This window comes from Nitrospirota bacterium, from assembly GCA_040756155.1.
Lineage (GTDB): Bacteria > Nitrospirota > Thermodesulfovibrionia > JACRGW01 > JBFLZU01 > JBFLZU01.
In genome coordinates this window covers 19,883-43,797 of the sequence record JBFLZU010000070.1, presented here as the reverse complement: position 1 = coordinate 43,797, position 23,915 = coordinate 19,883, and the positions used below count along the sequence as shown (strand labels likewise).

The 23,915-nt window shown below is 41.0% G+C and carries 28 protein-coding genes; 13 read left to right on the top strand and 15 right to left on the bottom strand.

The features are described 5' to 3' along the window. Window positions 1-9 precede the first annotated feature (9 nt). The 4 genes from pstC to phoU are packed head-to-tail and all read left to right on the top strand — an operon-like array spanning window position 10 to window position 3,261. A complete protein-coding gene (pstC, locus tag AB1488_07290; GenBank protein MEW6409901.1) occupies window positions 10-957 on the top strand; it encodes a phosphate ABC transporter permease subunit PstC in 948 nt (315 codons plus the stop codon). Next, window positions 958-1,794: a phosphate ABC transporter permease PstA gene (pstA, locus tag AB1488_07285; GenBank protein ID MEW6409900.1), complete on the top strand. Its 837-nt coding sequence runs from the start codon at window positions 958-960 to the stop codon at window positions 1,792-1,794. Then, a complete protein-coding gene (gene pstB / locus AB1488_07280; protein MEW6409899.1) occupies window positions 1,778-2,608 on the top strand; it encodes a phosphate ABC transporter ATP-binding protein PstB in 831 nt (276 codons plus the stop codon). The genes pstA and pstB overlap by 17 nt, the downstream gene beginning before the upstream one ends. Next, window positions 2,605-3,261, top strand: a complete 657-nt coding sequence (gene phoU, locus AB1488_07275; GenBank protein MEW6409898.1) for a phosphate signaling complex protein PhoU — start codon at window positions 2,605-2,607, stop codon at window positions 3,259-3,261. The genes pstB and phoU overlap by 4 nt, the downstream gene beginning before the upstream one ends. A gap of 23 nt (window positions 3,262-3,284) precedes the next feature. Here the strand turns inward: phoU and tyrS are convergent, their stop codons facing one another. Next, window positions 3,285-4,505, bottom strand: coding sequence for a tyrosine--tRNA ligase (tyrS, locus tag AB1488_07270; GenBank protein ID MEW6409897.1), 1,221 nt, complete (start codon window positions 4,503-4,505; stop codon window positions 3,285-3,287). Between the two features lie 154 nt (window positions 4,506-4,659). On the opposite strand from tyrS, the gene AB1488_07265 reads away from it, so the two are divergent. Genes AB1488_07265 through AB1488_07255 form a run of 3 tightly spaced genes read left to right on the top strand, consistent with a single transcriptional unit; the run spans window position 4,660 to window position 6,766 of the window. Continuing rightward, window positions 4,660-5,061, top strand: coding sequence for a helix-turn-helix domain-containing protein (locus AB1488_07265; protein ID MEW6409896.1), 402 nt, complete (start codon window positions 4,660-4,662; stop codon window positions 5,059-5,061). 13 nt (window positions 5,062-5,074) lie between these two features. Further along, window positions 5,075-6,178: an inositol-3-phosphate synthase gene (locus AB1488_07260; protein MEW6409895.1), complete on the top strand. Its 1,104-nt coding sequence runs from the start codon at window positions 5,075-5,077 to the stop codon at window positions 6,176-6,178. Further along, window positions 6,179-6,766, top strand: a complete 588-nt coding sequence (locus AB1488_07255; GenBank protein ID MEW6409894.1) for a CDP-alcohol phosphatidyltransferase family protein — start codon at window positions 6,179-6,181, stop codon at window positions 6,764-6,766. A 5-nt stretch (window positions 6,767-6,771) separates the two neighbouring features. Here AB1488_07255 and AB1488_07250 read toward each other — a convergent pair whose 3' ends face one another. From AB1488_07250 to infB, 12 genes are all read right to left on the bottom strand, one after another. Next, window positions 6,772-7,368, bottom strand: coding sequence for a histidine phosphatase family protein (locus AB1488_07250; protein MEW6409893.1), 597 nt, complete (start codon window positions 7,366-7,368; stop codon window positions 6,772-6,774). Window positions 7,369-7,387: 19 nt separating this feature from the next. Further along, entirely contained in the window at window positions 7,388-8,137 is a 750-nt protein-coding gene (gene cobS / locus AB1488_07245) for an adenosylcobinamide-GDP ribazoletransferase (GenBank protein MEW6409892.1), read from the bottom strand. Window positions 8,138-8,239: 102 nt separating this feature from the next. After that, entirely contained in the window at window positions 8,240-8,812 is a 573-nt protein-coding gene (gene cobU / locus AB1488_07240; protein MEW6409891.1) for a bifunctional adenosylcobinamide kinase/adenosylcobinamide-phosphate guanylyltransferase, read from the bottom strand. After that, the gene (cobO, locus tag AB1488_07235; protein ID MEW6409890.1) at window positions 8,802-9,344 is read right to left on the bottom strand and encodes a cob(I)yrinic acid a,c-diamide adenosyltransferase; all 543 of its coding nucleotides are present in this window, start codon (window positions 9,342-9,344) and stop codon (window positions 8,802-8,804) included. The genes cobU and cobO overlap by 11 nt, the downstream gene beginning before the upstream one ends. Beyond that, entirely contained in the window at window positions 9,341-10,597 is a 1,257-nt protein-coding gene (locus AB1488_07230; GenBank protein ID MEW6409889.1) for a pitrilysin family protein, read from the bottom strand. Before AB1488_07230 ends, cobO begins: the two co-directional genes overlap by 4 nt. Before the next feature lie 73 nt (window positions 10,598-10,670). Beyond that, the gene (gene pnp, locus AB1488_07225) at window positions 10,671-12,797 is read right to left on the bottom strand and encodes a polyribonucleotide nucleotidyltransferase (protein ID MEW6409888.1); all 2,127 of its coding nucleotides are present in this window, start codon (window positions 12,795-12,797) and stop codon (window positions 10,671-10,673) included. A gap of 61 nt (window positions 12,798-12,858) precedes the next feature. Beyond that, a complete protein-coding gene (rpsO, locus tag AB1488_07220) occupies window positions 12,859-13,128 on the bottom strand; it encodes a 30S ribosomal protein S15 (GenBank protein ID MEW6409887.1) in 270 nt (89 codons plus the stop codon). Between the two features lie 89 nt (window positions 13,129-13,217). Next, complete coding sequence (gene truB, locus AB1488_07215; protein MEW6409886.1) at window positions 13,218-13,958, bottom strand: tRNA pseudouridine(55) synthase TruB; 741 nt, start codon at window positions 13,956-13,958, stop codon at window positions 13,218-13,220. 63 nt (window positions 13,959-14,021) lie between these two features. Beyond that, window positions 14,022-14,990 (bottom strand): bifunctional oligoribonuclease/PAP phosphatase NrnA, encoded by a 969-nt coding sequence (locus AB1488_07210; protein MEW6409885.1) that lies wholly within the window; start codon window positions 14,988-14,990, stop codon window positions 14,022-14,024. Further along, the gene (rbfA, locus tag AB1488_07205; protein MEW6409884.1) at window positions 14,983-15,336 is read right to left on the bottom strand and encodes a 30S ribosome-binding factor RbfA; all 354 of its coding nucleotides are present in this window, start codon (window positions 15,334-15,336) and stop codon (window positions 14,983-14,985) included. Before rbfA ends, AB1488_07210 begins: the two co-directional genes overlap by 8 nt. A gap of 28 nt (window positions 15,337-15,364) precedes the next feature. Then, entirely contained in the window at window positions 15,365-15,646 is a 282-nt protein-coding gene (locus AB1488_07200; GenBank protein MEW6409883.1) for a DUF503 domain-containing protein, read from the bottom strand. A gap of 144 nt (window positions 15,647-15,790) precedes the next feature. Further along, complete coding sequence (infB, locus tag AB1488_07195; protein ID MEW6409882.1) at window positions 15,791-18,193, bottom strand: translation initiation factor IF-2; 2,403 nt, start codon at window positions 18,191-18,193, stop codon at window positions 15,791-15,793. Between the two features lie 91 nt (window positions 18,194-18,284). Between infB and rpmB the strand changes: the two genes are divergently transcribed. The 4 genes from rpmB (at window position 18,285) to AB1488_07175 (ending at window position 21,076) form a co-directional block, all read left to right on the top strand. Beyond that, complete coding sequence (rpmB, locus tag AB1488_07190) at window positions 18,285-18,476, top strand: 50S ribosomal protein L28 (protein ID MEW6409881.1); 192 nt, start codon at window positions 18,285-18,287, stop codon at window positions 18,474-18,476. 303 nt (window positions 18,477-18,779) lie between these two features. Continuing rightward, window positions 18,780-20,102, top strand: coding sequence for a (Fe-S)-binding protein (locus AB1488_07185; protein ID MEW6409880.1), 1,323 nt, complete (start codon window positions 18,780-18,782; stop codon window positions 20,100-20,102). Between the two features lie 96 nt (window positions 20,103-20,198). Further along, on the top strand, window positions 20,199-20,846 hold the full coding sequence (gene fsa, locus AB1488_07180) for a fructose-6-phosphate aldolase (protein MEW6409879.1): 648 nt from the start codon (window positions 20,199-20,201) through the stop codon (window positions 20,844-20,846). A gap of 11 nt (window positions 20,847-20,857) precedes the next feature. Further along, window positions 20,858-21,076 (top strand): zinc ribbon domain-containing protein, encoded by a 219-nt coding sequence (locus AB1488_07175; protein ID MEW6409878.1) that lies wholly within the window; start codon window positions 20,858-20,860, stop codon window positions 21,074-21,076. A gap of 19 nt (window positions 21,077-21,095) precedes the next feature. On the opposite strand, the gene AB1488_07170 is transcribed toward AB1488_07175, so the two are convergent. Together AB1488_07170 and AB1488_07165 are read right to left on the bottom strand one after the other, a co-directional pair. Beyond that, the gene (locus AB1488_07170; protein MEW6409877.1) at window positions 21,096-21,566 is read right to left on the bottom strand and encodes a hypothetical protein; all 471 of its coding nucleotides are present in this window, start codon (window positions 21,564-21,566) and stop codon (window positions 21,096-21,098) included. A gap of 63 nt (window positions 21,567-21,629) precedes the next feature. Further along, a complete protein-coding gene (locus AB1488_07165) occupies window positions 21,630-22,277 on the bottom strand; it encodes a SurA N-terminal domain-containing protein (protein MEW6409876.1) in 648 nt (215 codons plus the stop codon). A gap of 94 nt (window positions 22,278-22,371) precedes the next feature. Between AB1488_07165 and AB1488_07160 the strand changes: the two genes are divergently transcribed. Continuing rightward, window positions 22,372-22,845 (top strand): hypothetical protein, encoded by a 474-nt coding sequence (locus AB1488_07160; GenBank protein MEW6409875.1) that lies wholly within the window; start codon window positions 22,372-22,374, stop codon window positions 22,843-22,845. A gap of 3 nt (window positions 22,846-22,848) precedes the next feature. Continuing rightward, window positions 22,849-23,874, top strand: coding sequence for a rod shape-determining protein (locus tag AB1488_07155; protein MEW6409874.1), 1,026 nt, complete (start codon window positions 22,849-22,851; stop codon window positions 23,872-23,874). Window positions 23,875-23,915 lie beyond the last annotated feature (41 nt).

The following is a 23,915-nucleotide window of genomic DNA, read 5'->3' as shown; positions in this document are numbered from 1 at the left end:
CAAAAGAGGATGGCAGAGAGGGGCAGACTCATTGGTTTGCCCCTACTCAACAAAGACAAGGCATTCAAATGGTTTACAGCCTTTCTATCATTTATTCTTCTTCTATTAAGTATTGGCATCCTCTTTGAGTTGATTATTTCATCCAGGTTGTCCTTTGATGCCTTTGGTCTTAAGTTTATACTTTCAAGGGAATGGGATCCTGTCCAGAGGCTCTTTGGCGCATTACCATTCATATGGGGAACATTTGTCTCTGCAACTTTGGCTCTTTTCATTGCCTTTCCTATAAGCATTGGCATAGCCATCTTTCTCTCTGAGCTTGCACCGAGATGGATGAGACAGCCGGTCTCTTTTATCATAGAGCTTTTAGCAGCCATACCGAGCGTTATCTATGGTCTCTGGGGCCTCTTCGTCCTCGCCCCTGTGATGCAAATTCATGTAGAGCCAGTTCTCGGAAAATACCTTGGTTTTCTACCCTTTTTCAAAGGCTACCCCCTCGGCGTTGGTATGCTTACAGGAGGAATTATAATAGCAATAATGATAATCCCTACAATCTCATCCATCTCAAAGGAGGTGTTGTCTGCGGTTCCTCAACATCAAAAGGAGGCTGCCCTTGCTCTCGGTATGACAAGATGGGAGGCTATATGGAGGGTTATGCTCCCATATGGAAGAAGTGGTATAGTTAGCGCCGTTATTCTTGGATATGGACGGGCACTTGGCGAGACTATGGCTGTTACAATGGTTATTGGTAATACTCCAAACATATCTCTTTCCCTGCTTGACCCTGCCTATACAATTGCAAGTGTAATTGCTAATGAATTTACAGAAGCCACATATGAGCTTTATATATCTTCTCTGATAGAGCTTGGACTCATCCTTTTTGTTATAACTTTTATTCTTAATGCCTTTGCAAGGTTTTTGTTATGGAGGATGAAGAGATTTGAAGAGGTCAAGGTTTAGATGAATAATTTAAGATATACAAGACGCAAATTGACTCAAAAGGCAATGTTCTTTTTCTCAGTGGCATCAGCCTTTATTGGTATAGCAGTGCTTTTTCTCATCCTTGGCTATATCATCTACAAAGGGGCAGCCGGTATAAATCTTGATTTCTTTACAAAATTGCCAACCCCTGTTGGGGTCCCGGGAGGAGGAATGGCTAATGCCCTTATAGGGAGTTTCTATCTTGTTGGTCTCGCAGGTCTTCTCTCCATACCTGCTGGAATCCTCATAGGGGTCTATCTCTCAGAATATGGCAGGGGCTCTTTTGCATCTGCTGTGAGATTTGTATCCGATACGCTTACAGGTATACCAGCCATTGTTATGGGAATATTTGCATACACTATAGTAGTATTACCACTGGGAAGGTTTTCTGCCATTGCAGGGGCATTTGCTCTCTCCCTTCTCATGCTTCCTATAATAGTGAAGTCTACAGAAGAGCTTCTTAAGATGGTACCAGAAACTCTTAGAGAGGCATCTCTTGCCCTCGGGATACCGAGATGGAAAACCATCATAAGGATTGTCTTGAGTACCGCAAAATCAGGGATAATCACGGGGATTATGCTTGCTATTGCAAGGGTTGGTGGGGAGGCTGCACCACTTCTCTTTACTGCCTTTGGCAACTCTTATATGAACTTGAGGCCTGACCAGCCAATAGCAAATCTTCCTGTTCAGCTCTATGTCTATGCGGTCTCACCTTATGAAGACTGGCATCAAAAGGCATGGGCAGCAGCACTATGCCTCATGGGGATTGTCCTTATAACCAATATAATAGCGAGGATATATGCAGGAAAAAGATAAAGAATTTGGACCCTTCGACAAAATCAGGGCAGAGGTTCGAAGTTCGGAGTTCGGAGATAAGGCAAAATTTATTATTGAAAATCTTAATGCGTGGTTTGGTAAAAACCAGGCGCTTAAGAATATTAACATGTCTATCAAGCAGAATGAAGTGACGGCTATCATAGGGCCATCTGGCTGCGGGAAGTCCACTTTTGTGAGATGTCTTAACAGGCTACACGAAGAAATAATCGGTGCAAGATGTGAAGGAAAGGTAATCTTTGACGGTATGAATATCTATGACACTGATGTTGACCCTGTGCTTATCAGAAGAAGGATAGGAATGGTCTTTCAGAAACCAAACCCCTTTCCTGCAATGACTGTATACGAAAATGTAGTAGCAGGCATTATTCTTGAGTCAAGAAGAAAGAAGTCAGAGATTGATCAGACAGTTGAGAGGTTTTTGAGGCTTGCTGCCCTATGGGATGAAGTAAAAGATAACCTCAATCAATCAGGAGCAAGACTATCAGGTGGACAGCAGCAGAGGCTCTGTATAGCACGGGCATTGGCAATCGAACCTGAGGTTATCCTGTTTGATGAACCAACATCCGCCCTTGATCCAATCTCCACAGCAAAGATCGAGGAACTGATTCAGGAGTTGAAAAAGAACTATACTATTGTTATAGTTACTCATAATATGCAACAGGCAGCAAGGGTATCGGGTTATACAGGATTTTTCCTCTTAGGGGAGCTTATCGAGTTCGACATAACAGATAATATCTTTACGAATCCATCTAATAGGTTGACAGAGGAATATGTAACGGGGAGGTTCGGATGATGACTGTATTCGATGAAGAATTAAAAATCATTAAAGAAAAGGTATTAAGGCTTGCTGCCTATGTTGAAGATCAGGTGCACAACTCAATAAGGTCACTCGTTGAGAGAGATTCAGACCTCGCCATGAAGGTAATCGAGGAAGATAAAACCGTCAATGTCCTTGAGGTCGTGATTGACGAAGACTGCATAAGGCTTATAGCCTTAAGACAACCCCGGGCAGGAGATTTGAGATTTATCACTACAGCAATGAAGATAATAACCGACATAGAGCGTATTGGTGATCTTGCTGTAGATATATCTGAGCGTGCGTTAGAGCTCAATCAGGAACCGATATTAAAACCTTACATAGATATACCAAGAATGTCAGAGGCTGCACAGAGGATGTTGAAAGAGGCAATTGATGCCTTTGTAAATAAGGATCCAGAACTTGCCCTGAAGGTATGCAGGGATGACGACTTTATTGATGACCTCAACTGCCAGATATTCAGGGAATTACTCACCTTTATGATGGAAGACCCCCATACTATATCGAGGGCAGTGAGGATTACCTATGTTTCAAAATATCTCGAACGCATAGCCGACCACGCAACAAATATTGCAGAGATGGTGGTCTATATGGTAAAAGGTAAGTTCATAAGGCATATGAAGGTGTAAGGGTAGTAAGTTTGATTCTGAGGTTATTTAAGTATTTCTGGAACTACCCTCAAAAATCTCCTCTTCCCTATCTTGATAAGGTAAGGTCTGTCACCTGTAAGCCCTCCATTGGGGTCTGTCCATCTTTTTCCATCAACACTCACAGCACCCTGTTTGATTAACCTCAGTGCCTCGGTGGTCCCCTTTGTTGCTCCTGCGAGAACTAAAACCCTCGGAAGCCACATCACTTTACCTTCCCATCTAAGGATTACCTCAGGTATTTCGTCAGGTAGCTGTTTCTCCCTGAAAATGCGGTCAAATTCCTCTCTTGTAGCCTCAGCAATCTGCCTGTTATAGAACCTTTCGACTATCTCGATCGCCAACGACTCTTTTGCCTTCTTTGGATGCACTGAGCCATCTTTTAATCCCCTCTTCAGAGCCTCTAATTCGGAAACTAATATATTACTCAAAAGTTCATAGTATCTGAGCATCAGTTCATCGCTGATTGACATAAGTTTTCCATAAATCTCCCTCGGTGGCTCAGTGATACCAATGTAGTTTCCAAGACTCTTGCTCATTTTCTCTATACCATCCAGCCCTTCAAGTAGGGGCATTAGGATAACAACCTGTGGTTGTTGCCTATATTCTTTCTGGAGTTCTCTGCCTAAAAGCAGGTTAAATTTCTGGTCTGTCCCGCCAATTTCAACATCCGACTCTATCGCAACTGAATCATAACCCTGAACCAGAGGATAAAGGAATTCATGGATGTTTATAGGTTTCTGCGATTCAAACCGTTTCCTGAAATCTTCCCTTTCAAGCATCCTCGCAACCGTATATTTCGATGCAAGATTGACAAACTCTACACTGGTTATCTTTGAGAGCCATTCACTATTAAATCTCACAATCGTCTTTGATGAATCAAGTATTTTGAATACCTGTTCTTTGTATGTTTCGGCATTATTTAATATCTCTTCAGGGGTGAGTGGTTTTCTTGTTTCTGTTTTTCCTGTAGGGTCACCAATAATGGCTGTGAAATCGCCTATCAGAAAGATGACCTCATGCCCGAGTTCCTGAAAATGTCTGAGTTTCTGAAGTAGCACCGTATGCCCGAGATGTATGTCGGGAGCAGTAGGGTCAAATCCCGCCTTAATCCTTAAAGGCTTTCCTTTATCTTGAGAGATTCTGAGCTTGTTGAAAAGTTCCTCCTCTGATATAATTTCTACTGTACCACGTTTTATAAGTTTAAGTTGCTCTGTGATGTTCATATCTATCCCAAATAGATTTTAAGGACGTTAGATAATAACTATCTAATGTCCTTAAAGAAAATAGCCGATAAGATAGTAAAAGTCAAGTGGCTGTCCCCATATCATTGTATTTTTCCCTTGACACTCATAAATTTATATTATATAAAATAACCTTGTGAGAATAAAAGATTTTTATTGTCCCAATAAAGAATGCAGGGACTACGGGAAAAAAGGTGGAGGTAATATCACCTTTTACGATATTTATGGTAAAAGGGGAAGAAGACTCCTCAGGTGTAAAACCTGCAATTTCCGTTTCTCAGAGCGAAGAAACTCTATATTCTTCAGACTCCACACAGATGAAGTCACAATATTGAAGGCATTAAGGTATCTTGCGGAAGGGAATAGTATAAGGACAACCGCCAAGCTTACAGGGATAGATAAGGATACAGTCTATAGAATATTTGAACGAGTAAGGACACATTATCGAGATGTATTAAATCGTCTGCTTGATGATTTGAATCTTGAGGAGTTTCAGCTTGATGAACTCCTTTTCTTTTTGAAGAGGATTAAATCGTAAAGGAATTGGCATAGTGGGAAAGATAAGGGTCGCTATAGTAGGTGTAGGCAACTGTGCATCCTCTCTCATTCAGGGTATAGAGTATTACAAATCCATTACCAGAGATGAATACAAACAGTCAATAGGGCTTATGCACTATAATCTCGGTGGGTATATACCTGAGGACATAGAGATAGTAGCAGCATTTGACATCGACAAAAGAAAAGTCGGGAGACCACTAAATGAGGCAATATTTGCAAAACCAAACTGCACTTTGACTTTTTTCCCTGATGTCCCTGATAACGGGGTTATAGTGAATATGGGAGAAGTTCTGGATGGTGTCTCCGAACATATGAAAGATTATCCTGAAGACAGAAGATTTGTGATTGCAAAGGAAAAACCATGCGATATAAAAAAGGTGCTTAAGAAAAGTGGCACCGATATTATAGTCAATTATCTCCCAGTTGGTTCTGAAAAAGCCACAGCCTTTTATGCAGAGGCTGCCCTGAGTACAGGAGTTAGCTTTATAAACTGTGTTCCTGTTTTTATAGCATCTAACAGTAACTGGGTAAAGAGATTTGAGAAGAAGTCTATCCCGATAATAGGAGATGACATAAAATCTCAGATAGGTGCAACAATTATACATAGAATGCTTTCCAAACTTTTTGTAGACAGAGGTGTAAAACTGGATAGGACTTACCAGTTGAATGTAGGGGGAAACACAGACTTTCTCAATATGCTCAACCGCAGCCGACTCAGATCAAAAAAGATATCTAAGACTGAGGCAGTTCAATCAGAGCTTGATCTCCCACTTGATGAGGAGAACATACATATAGGTCCTTCTGATTATGTACAGTGGCAGAATGATAACAAGATATGCTTTTTGAGGCTTGAGGGTAGAGGATTTGGTAGCGTCCCCATGCACCTTGAATTAAGACTTTCTGTAGAAGATTCACCGAATAGTGCAGGGATAGTAATTGATGCCATTAGATGCTGTAAACTTGCAAGGGACAGAAAGGTTGGAGGAGTATTGACATCTGCTTCGGCATATTTTATGAAACACCCCCTAAAACAATTTCACGATGTAACAGCAAGAGAAATGGTGGAAGAATTTATTGCAGGTAAGAGGGAGCGGTAGTTGCTGGGTGAAAAACTCGGGCATAGCCTTGATAAACTATTAGCTCCTATAGCGAACATCCTGTCACTCAATGGAATTCTCAGTCCTAACAGTCTTACACTAACAGGATTTTTAATAAACCTTATCGCATCAGCATCATTTATATTCCAACTGCCAAAACTCGCAGGTATACTTATACTGTTAGCAGGTAGTTTTGACCTCCTTGACGGAATACTTGCAAGAAATTCAGGGAAGACCACAAGATTTGGTGCATTCCTCGACTCTGTGCTTGACAGATATTCTGATGCAGCTCTGTTTGGTGGATTAATGGTTTATTACATCTCTAACAATAGCATTTTATATACGCTGGTCACATTTGGTGTGATGCTCGGATCGTTCCTTATAAGCTATACAAGGGCAAGGGCAGAGGGACTCGGGATCGACTGTAATATAGGCTTGATGGAAAGGCCTGAGAGAATAATCCTTCTCAGTGCTGGGGCAATAACTGGATTACTTGAAGAAACCCTCTGGATACTGCTTGTCCTGACACATATCACTGCCATCCAGAGAATATACCATGCATGGAAATCAACAAAAACAGTCAGTTAGTGATTTCAACCGTTCATCAATTTTACTACCGTCTTGCCGTCATCAAAGTATTCAATGATATTCAACGCCCCATATTTCTGTTCTATCCTGTAAAAGTTTTCAGGGGAAAGGTTCAATGCTTCACAGATGATAACCCTATTAACCCCTCCATGCCCGACTATTACAATTTCTTCTCCCTTGTGCAAAGTGATTAATTCTCTTACAGCAGGCACTACCCTATCACTCAATTCTCTGAGACTTTCTCCACCTGGTGGTCTGTAATTCATCATGTCAGCCTTCCATGCGCTCCACCCCTCAGGATACTGCTCTATGATTTCATTGAGCGTAAGACCTTCCCACTTCCCGAGTTTTCGTTCCTTGAGCTCCTCCTTTATGATAACAGGGATCCTCTTCAGTCTTTCTGCTATTATCTCAGCGCCCCTAACTGTCCGTATCAACCCTGTGGCATATATCACCTTTATGTCCACACCATCAAGCCTTCTTGAAATATCTTTGATCTGTTCTATCCCATACTGGGTCAGTGGCACATCTATCTGTCCATTATACCTCTTCTCCCACGCATTAACCACCTCACCATGACGGATGAGATACAATGTAGTCATAGCACAACATCCTTTGACGTTATTGCATCGCCAGTAAAACCAGCAGCACAATAACCTCATTTATCTCGCTTACCGATCCTATAGCATCCCCGGTTACACCGTTGAACATCCTGTTAAAGAAGACAAGGAAAATGAGAGATATAATAAAAATTATTGCAAGCAGTAATAACACCTTTATTAATGGTAGAACAAATATAGTCATGGATGTCACAAAGGCTGTCGCAAACAGGAATTTGACGGCACTACCATTTTCAATAAAAATCCTGCCAAGTCCATCCTCCCTCGCAGACTTGCCCATACAGATGGCTTGAACCTGTGACCACCGACTAATCATAGGTGCCATAAGTAGTGCACCACCCTTTTGTACCTCTATAATTGATAAAAGGGCTGAATACTTAATCAACAGTAAAAGCACAACACAACTCACTCCAACAGCACCGATATTGCTTTCCTTCATAATTCTCAACCTGTCCTGTGGGTTCTTTCCTCCTGCAATCCCATCTACAGTATCAGCAAAACCATCTATATGCAATCCACCCGTGATGATTACAAGGACTGTAATCAAGAGTGCATCAACAACAGAACGAGTAAATATCGTCGATAAAAGATAGTCAGAGATGTATAGAATACCACCTATCGTTATACCAACAAATGGGAAAAAGACAATAGACTTACCGATTGCCCGTTCATCTGGTAGATAGCCTCCAAGAGGCAGAATAGTCAGAAACTTAAATGCGGTTATAATGCTGTTAAATATTGTTAGGCTCATGACGAAAATGTATAAAAATTCAAAAATCAAAATGCAAAATTTTTGATTTCTGAATTTCTTCAGCAAGATGCCTCGGCTATTTTCTGGACTTCTTGATTCCTTTTATTTAAGTCTCAGCGGTATTCCTGATATAACCATATAAACACTGTCAGCAGCTGATGCAATCATCTGATTTACCCTTCCTGCAGTGTCCCGAAACTCTCTCGCAATTCGATTATCAGGGACTATCCCCCACCCAACTTCATTCGATACTACTATCACTGTTGAATTACAGGTTGCTATAATCCTCAAAAACTCGTCAACTATTATAAAGATATTGTCTGCATTCTTACCTGAAAGTATAAGATTTGAAAGCCAGAGCGTAATACAGTCAATCAGTATTACAGAATAATTTTCACTTATATCTCTCAGTGTTGAATACATATCAAGTGGTGCCTCATAGGTATCCCATGATTGATTACGTCGTTCTCTGTGTCTCTTTATTCTCTCAGCCATCTCATCATCAAGAGACTCTGCGGTTGCAATGAACGCCTTTCTGCCATCAATAACTTCAGCCATGCTCATTGCGTATTCACTTTTCCCTGACCTTACCCCACCAGTGATAAAGATAAGTCTTGAGTTATGAGTTGTGAGTTGCGAAGTCTTTTTATCTGACTTCTGACTTTTAGTATTCAATTCCCCTCCTTGCCTTTATCCCAGTCTTAGAGGGATGTTTTATCATCTTCATTTCAGTTACATAGTCAGAGATATCTATTAATTCTTTTGGTGCATTCCTTCCAGTAAGCACAAGTTCCGTGTGAACAGGCTTGTTCTTTATCAATTCCGCCACCTCAGCCACCGAAAGCCATCCTCCCTTAATAACATTATTTATCTCATCCAGCACTACAAGATCATACTCGCCGCTCTCTATTTTCTTTCTTGTAATGGCAAAGGCTGAGGCTATAGATTCTTTAAGTTTATTCTCATCAGAATTCCTGCCAGCAAATAGGGGATGCACCTGGTCATTGAATCTCAAGATCTCAATGCTCTGGAACATAACCTTTGCAATCGCTGCCTCCCCCGTTAAAGGAACCCTTCCTTTCAAGAACTGGATGATTAAGACCTTAAGCCCTTCTCCAACAGCCCTCATTGCGAGCCCGAATGCGGCGGTTGTCTTTCCTTTTCCTTTTCCTGTATATATGTGTACAAGGCCTCTCTGGAGTCTCATAACTTTATATCTTCTTCTTTTAAATCAAGGTGGTTTATTGCACCACACACCGTTATCGCAATTGATTCATTTTTAAAAATACTCTCTGCGATCTCCTGTATCTTCTCGGTTGTGACATCCTCTATATTTTGCACTATCTCTTCTGTTGTAATTTGCCTGCCAAAACATATCTCATTGCGTGCTATCTGGACCATCCTGTGGCTTGTACTCTCGAGAGCGAAAAGCAATCCCCCTTTTATGTGTTCCTTTGCCCTCCTGAGTTCTGCATCTTTTACTCTCTCTTCTTTTAATTTTCGCATCTCCTGAATAATAAGCCTTATTACTTCTCCTGCCTTTGATTTCCCTGTTCCTGCATATGTTATAAGAAGACCTGTATCACGATAAAATACAGGATAAGAGGATATCGTATACACAAGTCCTCGATTCTCCCTTATCTCTTGAAATAGTCTCGAGCTCACACTTCCACCAAACATCGCATTTAACAACATCACTGCATATCTGTCATCATTATCATACCTTATACCCTCAACACCAATACATATGTGAACCTCTTTTAACTTCTTTTTTTTCATAAGGATGCCTTTAGAGAATTGTGGCGATTGATATTCTCTTTTATTATTAATATACGGTATCTTACCGAACGATCTGTTGAGCGCCAAGAATAGGCTATCAGGGTTTATGTTTCCTGCAGCAGCAATAACAATATCACGAGATGTATAAAAGTTTTTAATGTGATCAACTAAATCATCTCTGGTAAACGATGTCACGGTTTCCTTTCTTCCAAGAACAGGTCTGCCAAGGGCACTACGACCCCATGCAACTTCATATAAGAGATCATGAACATACTCATCTGGTGTATCCTCGACCATCTTGATCTCTTCGATTATTATTCTTTTTTCCTTTTTAAGTTCCTGCACATCAATCACAGAATTAAGAAAAATATCGGCAAGTAAGTCGATAGCTGTCGTGAGGTGTTCGTCAAGCACCCTTGTATAGAATGTAGTTTCTTCTTTTGATGTAAATGCATTCAGTTCCCCTCCTATGGAATCAATCTCGATGGCTATATCTTGTGCAGTCCTCGTCTTTGTCCCTTTAAAGAACATGTGTTCTATAAAATGTGATATACCATTTTTATCCTCGATCTCATCTCTTGAACCAATCTTTACCCAGACCCCAACAGCCGCTGAGTGGACATCATACATCAAATCAAAGACTACGGGGATACCATTGTCAAGGGTGTATTGTCTATACATGGTTTTACAGACATAAAAAAAGGGATTTGAAAATCCCTACGGGTCATAGACCCTTTATATGCTAATTTAAGGATTATTTACGCACAGTGGTGCGATCCCTTGCTCTTTTAACATCATCTGACTCTCTGAGGGCTTCTTTCCGACTCAATCTTATCTTTCCCTGCTTATCTATCTCTATGACTTTTACGAGTATCTCATCACCCTCACGAAGTTCATCAGATACCCGCATTACCCTGTGGTCTGAAATCTGCGAGATATGAACAAGTCCTTCTGTGCCTGGGAGAATTTCAACAAATGCACCAAAATCAACTAACCTTTTTACCTTACCGAGATATATCTTCCCTACCTCTGCCTCTGCTACTATACCATTAATGATTTCTATTGCTTTCTGAGCTGCACTCTCATCCAGTGAGGCTATATTTATTATGCCATTATCATTTATATCTATCTTAACGCCTGTTTGTTCAATTATACTCCTTACAACCTTACCACCTGTTCCTATAACATCTCTTATCTTCTCAGGCTTAATCTGTATGGTGTATATCCTTGGTGCATGTGCAGCAAGTTTTGGCCTTGGAGAAGAAATCACCTCCGTCATCTTTTTGAGGATATGTAATCTACCTTCTCTCGCCTGCTCAAGTGCCATTTCCATAATGTCAAGACTTATACCTGTAATCTTTACATCAAGCTGAAAGGCTGTTATACCATTTTCTGTGCCTCCTACCTTAAAGTCCATATCTCCAAGGTAGTCCTCAAGTCCTAATATGTCTGAGAGAACTATTGTTTTGTCACCTTCCTTAATAAGCCCCATGGCTATCCCTGCTACCGGAGACCTTATTGGAACACCTGCATCCATGAGAGCAAGTGTCCCTCCACAGACTGTAGCCATCGAAGAAGACCCATTAGATTCAAGAATATCGGATACAACCCTTATTGTGTAAGGAAATTCTGTCTTATCTGGAATAACAGGTCTCAGTGCTCTCTCTGCCAGTGCACCATGTCCTATTTCTCTCCTGCCAGGGGACCTTAAGGGCTTAACCTCACCAACACTGAATGGTGGAAAATTATAATGTAGCATGAATGCCTTTGTGGATTCACCCTCGAGCGCATCTATACGCTGTTCATCCTCAGATGTGCCAAGTGTAGCGACAACAAGGCTCTGTGTCTCACCTCTTGTAAATATCGCTGAACCATGAGCTCTCGGAAGCACTCCAACCTCACAGGAGATAGGACGTATATCTCCCGGTCCTCTACCATCCACCCTCACACCATCACGGAGAATCATTCCCCTTACCTCATCTCTCTCAAGATTAAAAAAGACTGCACTAATCTCTCGCGAATAATCTCTTTCTAGGTCTTGTCCTGAACTCGAATTCAGGATCAGTATTGTCTCATTCAGGATACTATCCAGTGCATTCTGACGTCTCTGTTTATATGGAATCCTGATAGCCTCTTTTATCTTTTCACTGGCAATCCTCTCCACAGCGCGCTTAATATCTTCCTCTATAATCAGAGGTGGAATCACTTTCTTCTCGACAGCATAGATTGCTCCAAATTTTTTCTGTAGTTCAACTATTTCTCTAATACTCTGATGTGCGATACGAATAGCCTGTATCATTTCAGATTCACTCACCTCATTTGCTCCTCCCTCAATCATAACAACGGATTCTTCTGTTCCAGCAACTATGAGATTAATACTGCATTCTTCTACTTCTGAAAGGTCGGGATTGATTATAAATTTATCACCAATCCTGCCTATCCTGACCGCTCCAATTGGACCGAGAAATGGAATCTCAGAGATGGTAAGTGCGGCAGATGTCCCTATTATTCCGAGAATATCAGATATGTTTTCATCGCCATAAGAAAGCACTGACACAATAATTTGTGTCTCATTGCAGAATCCATCAGTAAATAATGGACGAAGGGGTCTATCTATCAGCCTTGAGGTAAGTATCTCTTTCTCGGTAGGTCTTCCCTCTCTTTTAAAATAGCCTCCCGGGATCTTTCCTGCTGCATACGCCTTTTCTTGATAATCTACAGTCAGGGGAAAAAAACCAAATCCATCCCACGGCTCTTTTGATGACACAATGGTAGCAAGCACTATAGTATCGCCATACTGCACACTCACTGAGGCATCTGCTTGCTTTGCGATACGTCCTGTCTCCAACGAAAGTTCAGTATCCCTTATATTTATACCCATCTTCTTCAGCATTATAAGATCCTGTCCATCAGTTTTCAATATATTGAAAATTTCCTTTACCTTATTTCCTGATACCAAGGCGTGCTATCAACCTTTTATAGCGTTCTGCATCGTTATCTTTGAGATAATCTAATAAACGCCTCCGCTGTCCGACTATCATGAGAAGCCCTCTTCTTGAATGAGAATCCTTTTTGTGGAATTTGAAATGTTCCATAAGATAATTGATCCTCTCACTGAGCAAGGCTATCTGCACCTCTGGAGACCCGGTATCCGTATCATGAAGTCTGTATTTAGCGATAAGGTCTCTTTTCTTTTCCTTCTGTAGGGGCATTTATTCACCACCTTCCCTGAAATTTTATTGTATACCTTAACATAAGACACAGCGACCTGTAAAGTATATTATCTCAAATTACGCAATTATTAATTGCTCATTGTTAAAAGTACCTGTTCAAGAGAATACATACCCTTCGGTGTCCTTCCTTCTTTTGTGTATGATGCAAGTTCATCCAGTCTGATAGAGTCTTCTATCCTGAACTGCCCTGCCCTGATTCGACTCAAGGAAACCAGATGCCCTCCCACACCGAGAACGCTACCTATATCATAAGCAAGTGTTCGGATATATGTCCCTGCAGAGCAGTGGATATGCAGTGTAATAAAAGGAAGAGCGATACCGAGTATTTCTATATGATGTATAGTGATTATCCTTGCCTTCCTTTCTACAATTATACCTCTACGCGCTAATTTATATAAAGGAGTTCCATTTAATTTTAGTGCAGAATACATTGGTGGAATCTGTGATATGCTACCTTTAAATCTCTGTAGGGCATCCATAACCATACCCTCTGTTATATGACTGGTATTGACGGCTTGTATAATTGTCCCTGACGAATCTTCGGTATCAGTAGATTCGCCTATCTTGATGGCTGCGATGTATTCCTTGTCTGAGTTTATCAGTCTACTAAAGAGCTTTGTGGCTTTCCCTGTGCATACTGGTAGCACCCCTGTAGCAAAAGGGTCGAGGGTTCCTGTATGTCCTGCCTTTTTTATACATAGCATCCTCTTTACCCTGTTTACCACACCCTGTGAGGTAATCCCTTCAGGTTTGTTTATGTTTATGACCACATCCATTTGGATTTCAATACTTTTAGATTGCTTCGGCACTCCGTGCCTCGCAATGACTGAGAAGGATTGTCATTGCGAGCAGAAGGCGAAGCAATCTCGTCATTAAACAGACCTAATAATATTCTCTACTGCACTTATCACCATTCTCTTCGCATCATCAAGTCCTGCTTCAATAACACATCCAGCAGCGTTGTGGTGTCCACCTCCACCAAAGATCTGTGCAACTGCAGAGACATCTATATGACCCTTTGACCTGAAACTTATCTTAAACCTACCATTCTCAAGTTCTCTGAAAAATATTGATACATCTACATCTCTGATAGCACGAGGATAATTCGCAAAATTTTCTGTATCCTCAGCTGTTGTTGCGGTATCTCTGTACATATCCTGTGTAACAACAATCCATGCAATCTTCCCATCGTCACTGATTTCTATCTTTGAGAGAACCATACCAAGTAATCTTATTCTGTTAAGAGATTGGGACTCATAGACCTCTTCTGTAACTCTCCATGGATCTATGCCCTTCTCCAGAAGTAAACCTGCAATCTTTAGTGCCTTTGGTGTTGTGCTTGAATATCTGAATGACCCTGTATCTGTAAGTATACATGTATAAAGGTTTATAGCTATATCGGTATCAATATTAACCCCGAGTGAGACAGCAAGCTCATATATCATCTCGCCTGTTGAAGATGCTGAGGGTTCGATCCACGAATGGTCTCCAAATGGCTTGCTCGTTATATGATGGTCAATCACCGCAATCTTACCCCTTATCCCTTCAATCCTTAACCCTGTTCTTTCGAGGTCTCCGCAATCAACAATAAAGAGGACATCGTAGTCGCCGGATAGCCCTGAAACAAGTTCAGGGTTTGATACAACAATTGCCTCAGAATGGGGAAGAAAGCGGTATATAAGAGGAACAGTGTCACTGTTTAATATCATAGCCTTCTTACCCAATTTCTTAAGAATAAGAAATAGTGCAAGCTCTGAACCAATTGCATCTCCCTCTGGATTTATATGGGTAGTTATGAGAAAAGTAGAATTTCTGTTGATAATCTCTATTATTTTATTCATTCTGTCCCCTCAATAAACGCTCAATCTTCTCACCATATTCCGCTGATTTATCAAGTTTAAATACTATCTCAGGCATAAATCGCAGCCTGATCCTCTTAGAGAGTTCACCTCTTATGAATCCTGTAGCGTTCTTTAAAGCCTGTAGCGTATTTTCCTCTGTACCCTCAGTCTCTCTCTCGTACACACTGATATATACCTTTGCATGTCTCAGGTCATTGCTGAGGTCAACCCCAGTAACCGTAATAAAACCTATCCTCGGATCCTTAGTCTTATGCATGATGATGTCTGCTATCTCACGGCGTATGAGGTCACCAACCCTCTCAGATCGCTTATATGAATGAAACATAGTAATCAAACCAAAAAATTTTAAGAACTTACATCATCTCTATGCGGTAGTCTATTATCTCTATTGATGGTATTCTGTCTATTGTTGAGATAACTCCTTGCAGAGTCTGGTTGATATGAGTCCTATCGTTGCTGATTACAGCAACCCCTATAGTAGTTCGCTGCCAGAGGTTACTATTATCAACCTCAGATATAGATACATTGAAGTTGTTTCTTACTCTGTCCTTTATACTTTGTAAGACATGCCTCTTCCACTTAAGGGAGTCGTTTTCAGGAATATGGATATCTATTGTGAGGATGCCAACGAACATAAACCCTTCAAAACTGTCATCCCGAGTCCTTCGCATGTCATTCTGAGCGGAGCGAAGAATCTCGCTTTTCTGCTCAGGATAAACTCCACGAGGAATCTCTTCCTCGCAATGACAGTCTTAAAAGAACCGCTCAATTTAGGTTATTTAAAGTTTGGCTGCTACCTTTTCGGTCGTAAAGACCTCAAGTATATCTCCTATCTTTATATCATTAAAATTCTCAACCAGTATGCCACATTCGTATCCTGACTGAACCTCTTTTACATCTTCCTTGAATCGCCTGAGTGAGGCAATCTTACCCTCATATATTACTACGCTATCTCTGATAACCCTGACAGAGGTATTACTCCTTGATATAAGACCATCTACAGCATAACATCCAGCGACTGTCCCTACTTTCGATATGTTAAATGTCTGTCTGACTTCTGCCCTCCCTACGACCTTTTCTTTGAATGTAGGTTCAAGGAGTCCTTCCATGGCAGCCCTTACATCTGATATAGCATCATATATAACATTGTATAACCTTATATCAACACCCTCTTTCTCCGCGAGTGAACTTGCCTTTGGTTCAGGTCTTATATTAAAACCTATGATTATAGCGTTTGATGCTGAGGCAAGCATCACATCAGTCTCTGTAATACCCCCTACAGAACCATGTATCATTTTTACCTTAACTGCATCTGTGCCAAGACGCTCAAGTGCATCTCTAACCGCCTCTACAGAACCCTGAACATCTGCCTTCACAATAAGTGGGAGTTCTTTCACCGCCCCTTCTTTTATCTTCGCATACAGGTCATCGAGTGTAAGTTTCCTGACTTTTGAAATCGCTTCGCTCTTCTGTCTTTGTTCTCTCAAAAGGGCAATGTTTCTTGCTTTTCTCTCATCTTCAACAACAATAAATGAATCACCTGCCTGCGGGACATCAGGCAATCCGAGAACCTCTACAGGGGTCGAAGGTACTGCCTCGTCAATCTTCATGCCTTTATCATTCATCAGCGCCCTTACCTTCCCGGATATACTTCCTGTAATAAATGCCTCACCAACCTTTAATGTTCCAGCCTGAACAAGAACTGTTGCTACAGGCCCCCTTCCTCTATCGAGTTTTGCCTCTATAACCGTTCCACGACCACGCTTATCAGGATTTGCCTTCAGTTCAAGCATCTCTGCCTGAAGAAGTATCATTTCGAGGAGATTTTCTATACCTATCCTTTTTTTTGCAGAAACTTCGACAACTATAGTCTGTCCTCCCCACTTTTCCGGTATCAGACCGAGTTCGCTAAGTTCCTGTTTTACCCTCAGAGGATTAGCCTCCCCTTTATCTATTTTATTTATAGCAACCACTATTGGAACATTGGCAGCCATTGCATGATTTATAGCCTCTTTTGTCTGGGGCATAACACCGTCATCAGCAGCCACCACAAGCACAACAACATCGGTAACCTTTGCACCCCTTGCCCTCATAGATGTAAATGCCTCATGTCCTGGGGTATCCAGAAATACAATATCCTTTCCCTTAAGTGTTACTTTGTAAGCACCGATGTGCTGTGTTATGCCACCTGCCTCTGTTTCAGCAAGTTTGGTCTCGCGGATCGCATCGAGGAGTGAGGTCTTGCCATGATCTACATGACCCATAATGGTTACCACAGGTGCTCTTGGCTGAAGGGCTACTGGTTCATCCGCTACCTCTTCTAATATAGACTCATCGGATTCAATAGGTGCAACTTCTGCCTTTATGCCAAAACTATCTGCAACAAGTATAGAGGCATCCATGTCGATAGGTTGATTGATGGTAGCAAGGAATCCAAGTTCCATAAACTTCTTTATAACTTCGCCTACCTTTTGCCCGATGGCTTCCGCAAAATCTTTAGCAGTCATACCTTCTGTTAGCTTGACGACCTTCTTCCTTGGAAGAGTTGGGAGTGGAATTACTTTTACATCTGCCTTTTTTAGTTCAGATTTCTTGAATATATGCTTTGGTTTTTCGAATTTCTTTGGAATGGCTTTTATCTCAAGCCATTTTCTTTTAATCTCTTTAAAGGGACGATGCTGACGAGGAGGTATCTCCTTACCTTTCGGTTCAAAGAGTTTATCTTTAAATCTATCAGGTATCTTTACCTCTTCTTCTTCAACAATTTTAATTTCTTCTACTAATTCTTCTTTTGCCTTATCTGCAGGTAAAGGAGGAGATTCTACCGAAACAGGAGGTATCTCAGCTACGGGTGGGGGTGCCACTTCTTCAACAGGAGGTGAAGGAGTCGGGCGAGGTTTTCGTATCTTGACTGTAGGCTTTTTCTCTTTTACCTTTACTTTTTCTTTTTCTGCCTTTACCGTTTTTACAACCTTTTTAATCTGCTCTTTAGCGACAGGTTTAGCGGGGGGCGTGGATTTGCGAGGTATCTTTAATAACTGCTCTATCTTTTTAGAGATTGCCTCATCGATATTGCTTGAATGCGTTTTTCCTCTTATATCGAGTTTCTCTAATTCCTCAATTATCTTTTTATTAGGAACACCAAGTTTCTTTGAAAGTTCATGAACCCTTATATTTGCCATCTTTAAAAACCAATTGTCAATTTTTGTAAATTATGATAACATAACGGATGTTTTAAAAGCAAACAAATAAAATTAATCAGGGGGTATTCTAATGGCGAGGGTATGTGAGATATGCGGAAAGAGACGTATGGTAGGTAATAATGTCAGCCACGCAAACAACAAAACGAAGAGGCTTTTCCATCCCAATCTCCAGAGAGTAAGAGTTTCTAAGAATGGTAGTGTAAGAAGAATATATATATGCACAAGATGCCTCAGATCAGGAAAGGTTAAAAAGGTGATCTGATGCTGGGTGCATTGCAATGCACCCAGCATCCAGCATTAACAATCATCCTTTCCCTATTTCTTCTTTGTCGTCTTCTTTGTCGTCTTCGTCGCTTTTTCTTTTTTATGGGGCATACCACATGCCATATGACTCATCCTCCTTTCTTACAGAATCTCTGCAAGAATCCCAATGTAAGTTTATCACCTATTCAAGAATTGTCAATACCCTAAATTACAATAAATTGCTTAATCGAGAAGGAAACGGTATAATACAAAAACGGATCAGGGAGAGGGAAAGGGTGAGGGAAATCGTCTGTTTTCAGTTATGGGCTATAAGTTTCTAGATAAATACCACGATGAAGTCTTCCGATGTATTAAATGTGGGGCATGCAGGGCAGTATGTCCGACATTCCTCGAAGAGTTAGAAGAATCCATGGTTACAAGGGGAAGAATGAGTCTTATTGAAGCAGTCATTGATCGAAGGCTGGATCTCACTGAGATATTCAAAAACCGTATATCAACATGCATCACTTGTGGCTCATGTATTCCTGCGTGCCCAAGTAGTGTAAAAATAGACGATATAATCTTGGCGGCGAGGGCAGAGATTGCCGAGTTGAATGGAATTGATTTCTTTATACGCTTTATATCGGGTAAGATTGTAAAGAGTGGCTGGGCGCTGCCTCACTTTATGAGATTTCTCGGGATAATTGAACGGTCTGTCTATGTACCATTATCTACATTAAATGTTTTCAAGGGATTTCTACCTTACACAATAGAAGGCAGAACAAGGACATTTCCTGCAATAAAGGGCAAATCCCTCAGGGAAAGATATTACAAACTATCCAACCGCAGCACTGCAGCACTGCAGCACTGCAGAACCACAGAACCTCAGCACCGCAAAAGTGTCGCCTTTTTTGCAGGATGCAGTATAAATTTCGTTTATCAGGATATAGGCATGTCGGTGATAAATGTATTAAAGAGGCTCGGTTTTAATGTAATCCTTCCTAAAGGTGATCTCTGTTGTGGCGCACCTATAAGGGCTATCGGAGATCATAAAACAGTTCTTACCCTGGCAGAAAGTAATTTTGAAATACTCCGTAAGCTGGAGGTAGAAGCTATACTCACCGCATGCCCTACATGTGGCTTGACTTTAAAAAAGAAATATCCCGAACTTCTTCCTGATGCCGAAGGAATGGAGGCATTTGTCTGTAAGATAAAGGATATTAATGAATTCATCGTGGAAAAGGATATTTTTCCTTCACTCGTCACCGGGCATCCATCACTCAATACCCGTATCACCTACCATGACCCGTGTCATCTGAACTGGGGGCTTGGTATATCGAGACAGCCGAGGGAGATACTCAGAGGTATATGGGGAGTTAATTTTATTGAAATGAGAAACGCAGAAGGGTGCTGTGGTTTTGGTGGAATCTTCAGTTTCAATCATTATGACCTCTCAATGAGGATTGCTGAACGGAAGTTAAAATCCATAAATGACACATTAGCAGAGGTTGTGGTGACCTCATGCCCTGGATGCAGAATGCACATTGAGGATGCACTGAGACAGGCAGGGTTAAGGACAGGAGTAAAACATATAATGCAGATGGTGGATAAAGCAATACATACTTTGGATAGTAAACCCCGTTAGCTCAAAAAGGAAAATTATTTTCATCCCCGCTGCAAGCAGCGGGGCATTCTAACGGGGTAAACGGTAGATATTAATATAGAAGAGGAGGGAGTCATTATGAAGTTCTTCATTGATACTGCAAATGTAGCAGAAATCAGGGAAGCATGGGATATCAGCGTTATAGATGGTGTAACAACAAATCCATCACTCATCTCAAAAGAGAACAGAGATTTTAGGGAACTTATAAATGAGATATGTTCAATTGTTGATGGTCCGATAAGTGTCGAGGCCGTGAGCATGGATGTAGATGGTCTGGTATCTGAGGCAAGGGAACTCTCCAAGATACATGAGAATATCGTAGTAAAGATACCAATGACAAAAGATGGACTGAAGGCAACGAAAAGGCTCTCATCAGAAGGCGTCAAGACAAATGTAACACTCGTCTTCTCGCCGAGTCAGGCACTACTTGCAGCAAAGGCAGGTGCAACCTATGTAAGTCCTTTTGTAGGAAGACTTGATGATATAAGCCATGTAGGTATGGATCTTGTAGAACAGATAATAACCATTTTCGATAATTATGACTTCGATACAGAGGTAATAGTCGCAAGCATAAGAAATCCCCTTCATGTAGTGGACGCAGCACTGATGGGTGCGGATGTAGCAACGATACCTTTCAGTGTTATCGAACAGCTTATAAAACATCCATTAACAGACACAGGGATAAAAAAGTTTATGGATGACTGGAAAAAGGTACCCAGGAAATAGTATAATAAAATATGCCTATTTATGAATACAGATGCTCTAAATGCAGAACAGATTTTGAAAAACTGATATTCAACACATCTCAGCCTGTTGAATGCCCTGTATGCAGTTCAACCGAAGTAACAAAGAAGATGTCAAGATTCGGAATGGCAGGCGTGGGTGAAAAAGCAGGTGATACGGCAGGAAGCTCATGTGGAGGATGTACAGCTACAAGTTGCTCGACCTGTAAATAGCCTAGTGAGCTTGTCGAATCTATCTACTGGCGGTTATCCCTATAGGGTTATCCCCTTCTATCTTTGTAATAAGGAGTCTTTCTTCATCTTTAAACACAAACACAGCAGTTCCTTTATCGTTAAACACATTGGCTGTAACCTTTTCTCTCCATCTCCCTTCCCAGTAAACTGTTAACATGATGGTGTCTTTCTCCATTCTTACTAATTTATTGGTAAACTCAAGCGCCATATCATCATAGTATGAAAAATCTTTTTGTATGCTTCCCTTTAAGACCTCCAGACCTTTAAACCGCTGGGAGATAACTGAAAGTATGCCTTGTATGTCCTTATTTTGATAAAACCCTTTAAGCTCCATAAGCTTCTCAGTAGCCACCCTTGTCTTTATCATCTCTTCGCTCGGCTTATATGTTACTTTTTTTGAACATGCGGCAACTATTAGAAGTAATACACCCAATATAATAATGCCACCATTCATTCTGTTTTTAATCACTTCGCCCTCTCAATCTTCCCCCCTCACCCCTTCCTCTCCCCTCAGGGGAGAGGATTAAGAGTATCAGGATAAAAAGGTCTCGTTTATCTTAATCTTTGTCCTCTTTTTTAGTGTTTCGACAAAAGATATTACAGCCTTCTCTTTCTTCTCGAGTATCAGAACACCCTTAATCTTACTATCCTTATCTGCATCTCCCATTGGAAGAAAGTCTACTGACTCCCTGATAATTCTCTTTAGCTTCTCTATTGTGAGGTCCTCCCTCTGCATATTTTCAAACCGCTCAGGTGTAAGTCTATTAACCTCTAATGTTCTGAAATATATTGACTTATCGAACCTCCCATCTTTCTGAAACGCAGGATATGACATTATAGAGTGTAGTATCTCGCCCTCACTGACAGATATTCCCCTTCTTTTTGCCTCTTCAAGGAGAAGCCTTCTTTCTATAATATCGTCCAGGGCCTTTCTCTTGATATCAAGGGTTTTTACAAGTTCCTCTGAAAGACCGTCAGGATACAGTAATTTATACATATTGTATATACGATCGTAACTCTCCTGATATTCTGCAACCGTCACCTTATAATCCCCTATAATAGCTATAATCTCTTTTGATTGATCCTTAATGGTTCCTGCACCCCAGACAATAAAAGAGATTATCACAAGCCAGAGGACTATTCCGAATATTTTTATATGCCTACGCATCAATTTAAGCATATATAAAATTTATACTAATTTAGAGTTAAAATCAATATAAAAATCCTTGAAATCACTTTAAGGCTTTGTTAATATGTATCTTGCAGGAGGCATCTTGGAAGAACAGCAAAGATTAGAAACCATATACCAAAAGGCAAATACGCTTAACAGATTTATTGCAAGATTTATAGATCTACTTATAGTCTGGACGCTACTTGAGCTGATACCCAAGGTAGGGTTTTTCGCTGGATTAACCTATATGCTTATAGGAGACGGGTTTGAAGGAAAGAGTATAGGCAAAAGATTGATAGGTCTGAGGGTAATACTGATCCGTGAAGAAATGGAGGACTCTTCTTCAAATGCGGTAACCACAACATTTGAAGGCAACTGTAACTTCAAGGAATCGATTATAAGGAATTTCCCCTTTGGTATAGGCTATCTTCTCTTCAATATCCCCTTGATTGGATGGGTATTTCCTTTAATCATCTTCGCCTTTGAAGGGCTTTTAATTATAGGTAACGAAAAGGGCATGAGAATTGGTGATGAGATTGCCAAGACTCAGGTGATAGACGACAGAAAGGAGAGTTAAGGAATGTTAAAGAAGATATTTGGCTGGTTTTCTGAAGATCTCGCCATTGACCTCGGCACAGCAAACACACTGATATATGTAAAAGGGAAAGGAATCGTATGTGATGAACCATCTATTGTTGCACTACAGCAGGGAGCAAATAGGGTACTCGCTGTAGGTCATGAAGCTAAAAAGATGGTAGGAAGGACACCGGAAAACATAGTTGCAGTGAGACCAATGAAGGATGGTGTGATTGCTGATTTTGATGTCACGGGAGCAATGTTGAAACATTTTATAGCAAAGGTTCATAAACGAAAGACATTTGTATCACCGAGAGTCGCCATAGGGGTTCCATCAGGCATTACACAGGTAGAACAGAGGGCTGTCAGGGATGCTGCCGAATCTTCTGGTGCAAGGGAGGTTTACCTTATCGAAGAACCCATGGCTGCTGCTATAGGTGTAGGACTCCCTATCACCGAGCCTGTTGGCAATATGATTGTCGATATTGGCGGTGGAACAACTGATGTTGCAGTAATCTCCCTTTATGGTGTTGTTTACAGCAGAGTGATAAGGATTGGCGGTGATAAGATGGATGAGGCAATAGTAAATTACCTTAAGAAGAAGTATAAGATGCTCATCGGAGAAAGAACAGCCGAACAGATAAAGATTGACATTGGCTCTGCCTATCCTGTAAATAACGAACGAAAGGAAATAGAAGTAAAAGGGAGAGACCTCGTATCAGGAATTCCCAGGACATTAGTTATCAATAATACTGAGATACGTGAGGCATTCACGGATATTCTTGGCTCAATCGTCAGCACAATAAAATTAGCTCTTGAAAACACCCCACCAGAACTCGCTTCGGATATTGTTGATAGAGGAATAGTCATAGCAGGAGGTGGTGCCTTACTTAAGGGGCTTGATTTGCTATTAAGAGAAGAAACAGGACTTCCTATTATAGTAGCCGAAGAGCCTCTCTCGGCTGTAGTTCTTGGTGTGGGAAAAGTCCTCGATGAACTGGATACACTCAAAAAGATTGCTGTGCATTAGTGAATTCTAAGCCGATCTTTTTATAAACTTTAAAATCATGG